The sequence below is a fragment of the Winogradskyella sp. UBA3174 genome (genome assembly GCF_002364335.1).
Taxonomy (GTDB): domain Bacteria; phylum Bacteroidota; class Bacteroidia; order Flavobacteriales; family Flavobacteriaceae; genus Winogradskyella.
Window position 1 is genome coordinate 1 of record NZ_DEXW01000055.1, and the last position, 5861, is coordinate 5861.

The 5861-nt window shown below is 30.5% G+C and carries 3 protein-coding genes; all 3 read right to left on the minus strand.

The window, feature by feature from the left end:
* On the minus strand, window positions 1–314 hold a 314-nt coding region (locus tag B2U95_RS10135; protein ID WP_296315858.1), incomplete at its 3' end, for a hypothetical protein.
* Between the two features lie 132 nt (window positions 315–446).
* Window positions 447–641 carry a hypothetical protein gene (locus tag B2U95_RS10140; protein ID WP_296315861.1) on the minus strand — a complete coding sequence of 65 codons (195 nt, stop codon included), beginning with the start codon at window positions 639–641 and terminating at the stop codon, window positions 447–449.
* Between the two features lies 1 nt (window position 642).
* Window positions 643–5861: hypothetical protein (locus B2U95_RS10145; RefSeq protein WP_296315863.1), on the minus strand; the 5219-nt coding region annotated here is incomplete at its 5' end.

The following is a 5861-nucleotide window of genomic DNA, read 5'->3' on the forward strand; positions in this document are numbered from 1 at the left end:
TGTTTATAATAATCCGGAAGTGATTGCAGGGCAATAAAGCCATTGTGAATATGTTCTGTCATTCCGGGGAAAAAGACTAATGTTGCCGGAGCCAATAGGCAAATTAAAATTAGCTCATCTTTCCACGAACCTTTCATTTGGTCTACTGCTGATGCTTCCCATGAAACTTTTCCGGCTATCTGCTGTTCTTTTAATGCTGTAGCTGCTTTAATTTCTACTAATTTATTCTCAGCCTTAGCTTTTTTAGTTTCTATGAAACCGGATACCACTTGCCCGGCAACACCGAGCAAGGGTTTTAATAATAAACCTAACATTAATTTAAATTGCTCCTAGTATAACAATAACTATTAGAGCAACAATACCGGCTTTAATCCAGTCCTTCATGCTCCATTCACTCCATTCTTTCAAGTGTTCCCAAAGGTCTTTTAATAGTTTCATATTTTCTCCTATTCAGTTATTTTCATGAATGTCCATATAGCTCCAAGTATTGTACCTATTATTAGGAATACTTTAAGCCCACCAACACCCATGTTTGACGTTGTATTTAATTCTCTTACTTGTTTTTGCATCATACCTATATCCTCACGAATATATTTGACATCTGTTTTTAATTCTGCTATTTCTTTTTCCCACTCAGCCATGTTAATTTCTTGGAACGCCAAAGCTTGGGGTATTTGTATTTACTCTTTCTTTTCCAAAATTTGGATTTGATAGTGTAATATTATTTATATTAAGCATAACTCCATTTCCTTTATATTTAGATTTAGTATTCATTACTCCGGATAATATATCTTTTTTTAATAAGCTTCTTCCTGTTATTTCTTTAACTTTCCATCTATCCATTAGTGTAGTTGTAACTAATTTAATTCTACTTTTAACTCTTTTAGCAAATTCTTCTGGTCTTATATTATATTTTTTAGCTTCTTCAAATGACCACTCTGGAATAGAACCATATTTTAATGATGCATCTGCTGCTTGTATAACTATAGTGTCTATATTTTTATCTAATCTTTTATCAAGTAAAGTTACTGCGTATCCTACTTTAAATAAACGAGCTTCTTCTAAAGTACGAGAAGACATTAGTCGTGCAATCCAACCTTTTATATCCCTATTTATTACACCATACTTTTTATTTTCACTTTGAATAGGTAATTCTCCCCATTTTCTAATATCAAATGTAGGGTCTTTAGCACTATAGTATCCTTCTATTACACCATGAAAAGAATTAGGAGTTAAACTTTTCCAAAAATTTTGCATCTCCCATCTTGTAACTCTTCCCCCAAAAGCCCCCTTCAATACTAAATCAGAAACACCTTGGGCAAGACCTTTATTTCCTTTTCCAAGTAAAATGGGGCTTTTTAATGGGTTTAATCCTAGTTTATCTAATGATACAGCAGAGAAAAAATCACCTGCACCTAATCCCGGTGCTGATAAAGTTGTAGTTAAATCAATTCCTTGTACAGCAGAAGGTATACCCCATAATAAATAATTAGGTAAATCGGATTCAGCTAAAGTTTCTGTTAGCGTAGGGTATCCAAGTACTCTTAGTAAAGAATCGGCTTGTTCTTTTGCAATAACTCCATACAAACCTGCTGTTACCACCATAGATGTTACAAAATAAACAGTACTTTCCGCATCTTTAAGAGCATCTTTCCATGACTGTTCTTTTTTAACTGCTTTTTTTATTCCTTTTACTGCAAACAGAGCATGTTCTGTTATTTGAGATAGATAATTAAATTGAAATGTTTTAAATAATCCAAGAGGTTTACCCCATACACCCATTCCTGCACTACCAAATATTAAAGCCCTATCATGTAATGCGTATTGAACCATGTAAACATCTGCTATATGTGCGGCTTCCATTTGAGAAAATTTTTTACTTCTTCCACTTAAACGAAGTGTATGGTACACCATCATTGCCGCTTGTAATCTACTCCATGATTCTGCTCGCCCTACAAAAGATTTCATAGTAAGTTTTGAAGCAAAATTCCAAACCCCTTTTCCCGTAGTACTCATAGCATCTTTACCTAAAAACTCTTGAAAGAATTTTGCTTCTAAAACACCTTGGCTATGTAAAAAATCTATAAGTTCAAAATCTTCTTTCTCTGGCCTATACATTCTTTTTTGTGAACGCAAAACCCCATCTAAAAGTAGACCTTCTCCATTCGGGTTATTAGAAAATAATTTCTTTTGACGAATGAGTGAACGTAGTTTAGGAATCATCATTTGGTAAGGTTGTATAAATTGAGATTGTAAAAATCTAATATTAAAAAATAATAAACTTGTGCTTAATCCAAATACATTACCTGCTCCAAAAAATTTATCTAATCCTTTTTCGCCAAAATATTTTCGTAGTACTTTGTTAGCTTTTTTTTCAAATTTCCCAGTAGTTTTTCCTGTAGCATTTTCAATTATTCGTAAACTTAAATTTTTTACGTTTCCATAAGATTCCATTTGTTTAGAATTTAAAATACCATTTCTTCCCGCAGTATCATTTCTAAATTCAAATCCATGTGCTGTACGAAGTAATCCTTCTGTATATGCTTGCATAGCTTTAACAAAATTATCTACATCTTTGTAGTTAGCTTTTTTACCTACTCTTTCTCCCATTGCACCATGCACACCAAATTTTTTTAATTTATGAATAGGAAAACCTCTTGTTGCTAATATTTCTTTTCTTGCTTGCTTTAAACTTTCTGCTTGTGCTTTTTTTCCTACACGAGTTAAATATAAAATAGCTTCTGAAAATTGACTGGTTGCTTCATAAGGAGATGTACCTTTAGTCTTTTCTCTATCTTTCATAAAAATAGTAACATCGTATTTACCACCCCTATCTTTTGTTAAAATTCTGTTATTTTCTTTACCTTCTATTTTAAAATATATATTTGCATTAGGGTATTTTTCTTTAAACTCTTTATTTGAACGAACATATATTTGTGCCGATATTAAATTATCCTTTCCTATGGCTTCTAAAATTTCTAAATCTTTCCATTCTATTTCACCATTTTGAGCTTTACCAACTTCTCCTTTTTTATTAACAAATATACGAGCATCACCAAAAAACATACTAGGTATATAATTTGGTATCGCATTAATCGCTACTTCACTTGCATTATTTCCTTCTAATTGACTATATTTTATTGCCTGTCCGTTATATACATTTACCCCTTCATTTAATCTACTTCGTAATGTTCGGTATGCTGATATTTGTTCTGCATCTAATTTATAAGTATTTTTTAATTCTAAATCTGTTACTTCATATCTAAATGTACCATCTTTATTTTTTAAATCATAGGGTAAATTTTCTTTTTCTGCTAATGCACTTTTATCTCTTTGTAATTTAAAAGCTACCTGTATCATTTCATCAGCACGTTCCCATCCTTTTTTACCATTGACAATTTCTTTTGACGTAGCTAAATCAACAATTTGACTTACCATTCCCGCTTTTGTTCTGACATATTCCCTTCTACTTAAAAGAGTAGCACCAATATTTACTTTGCCTGTACTAAATACACCTCCTTTAGATTCTTTATCAAATTCTCCAACTTTAAGTGTTCTAGCAACTGGCGAAAAAAGAAATGTTTCTAATTCTCTATCTATTTTATTCATATGGTCACCTACTCTTTGAGCTAAGTAACGTATAAAAGGATGTGCTTTCATTAAACGAGGTGGTATAACCCACGAAGAATAATCTAAATATTTATCAGATATATCTTTATATTTAGGAGTTCCATCTTTTAATTGTAAATCTGCGAGAACTTCATATTTACTTAATCCAAAACGACCTGTAATATGCTCTGCTACTTTATCAACATAGGACACAGTCTGCAATGCAGTTTCAGCCATCTCTTCTAATTTTTTTATTCTCTTCTTAACTATATCTAATTCTTCGTTAGTTATTTTTTTGCGTGTTCTTGTACTAGTAATTGTAACATCACCACCTTCACTAACATTTTTTTCTATACGTTTTTGTTCTATTGCTAGTAACTGTGCATCTGGGTCAAGAAGGTCTTGTTTAACTGCTTCTACTTTTTTATTTTCAAAGACAACATTTTTTAAATCTTCTATCTCAATAATTTTAGATGTTCTTGTTTCTGTTGCCATTGTATCTTTTGGCACTGGGTCAACTTTAACTTTTGTTACAACTTTATTATACTTACCTTTACCTTTTTGATACTCAGTTATACGCCATTCACCTTTTAAAGTAGCTGTCCAATCTGGGTCTGGTATAGTACCTTTATAATCTACAGGGTCTTCGCTTAATTTATTTGTTAATTTAACATTTAATTTTTTTTCAATGTCTGTAGTTAATTTAGTAAATTCTTTTTGTTGATGGCTTAACCATTCTTCGCCTTTTAATTTACCTACAAACAAACCTTGCTTACCCTCAAATTTTAATGATGTAACTGCGTGTAGTTTTCCTGCTTCTGCTACTCGAGGAAGTTCTGTTGGCATATTAGGCCATTCCCAAACTCCACTAGATTTATTTAATTTAGGTGTATATTGTTCAAGCTGTCTTATTAATGTAGATTTTAATGGAATACTCCTATAACTTTCTGCTTTAAATGGAATTAATTCTAATTTATAATTTATTTTTCCATTATCTAAAATCCAATCAACAATTTTAAAACCATTAACTTTCATGGCAAGAGTTTGTACAGCAGTTATATTACCATTTTCTGCGGCTCTTATTACATCCATTACTGCACGATGTGAGTCTCTGTCAAATCTAACTACTGTATCAACTTTAGCTAAGTACTTAGTAAGGTCTGTAAGTAATTTTAAATCATCACTAATATATTTTGTATCTTTTGATTTTAATAAATTTAATTTATCTTTAATCCAAGGAACTAACATAAAAGATTTTACAGGTTGTTGTTCTTCTGGAAATTTAAAACGTGATTTACGACTAGGTAGTGTATTTAAAAATTCGATGAAGTTATTTTTTGAACCTTCTGCAATCCATGTATCAATTAATTTATTAATGTGGTCATTATAATTAACGACTGTTTCTTCTTTAATAGGTTTTACTGCTCCTGTTTTAGCATCAATTTCTGATTTAGGTTTTTCATTTTTTATAACAGCTTTCCAAATTCCAATTTCCTTGTATATATTTTCAAGCATAGGCTCAATACTTCTATATTGCATAAGAGCATTTACATCTTTATTAGTTAATAGACCTTCTAAATCAAGCTGATATGTTTCTAATTGAACTCTACTATCTTCTGTTAATTTTTTCTTTGCAAGTCCTTTATTATCTTTTATTAATTCTACATTTTTAGTATTTACTTTTGTCCCATCAATAATTATTTCTGATAAATTTTTATCACCTTTAAATAAAACTGACTTAGCATCTATTTCCATGCGAACAAGTACAGGGTCATTAATTTTTAAAGAGCCGGGAAATATTATAGATTCATTTTGTGCTTGTGTTTCTCTTTCTAATTTAGTTTTACCCATTACCCATGAACTTTTATTAGTAATAGTGTAGTCTAATGATACAGATAAAGGTTTGTCTATTCCTTTACTACTGTAAGCAAGTTTTTTAAAATCATTTCTATCCATTAAACGATAGACGCTAAAAGTTTTACCAAATGTATCGGTTAAACTTTTCTTTAAATTTTTAAGGTAGGTTTGGTATTTAGGTAAAGCTTTTATTATAGGTAAAACAACATCTGCAGAATTAGTAAGAATATTACTTTCTGTTTCTTTAAATAAAGCTGTATCAATACTAGAATAAATAGATTCATCTTTATTAAAAGTTATTGTCTTAGGTTCTACTTCTTTAACTTCTAAATTATCTTGTTTCTTTTTTATTCTTTCGTTTAAAAGTTTTTCATTTACTTTTAATATTTTGTTTA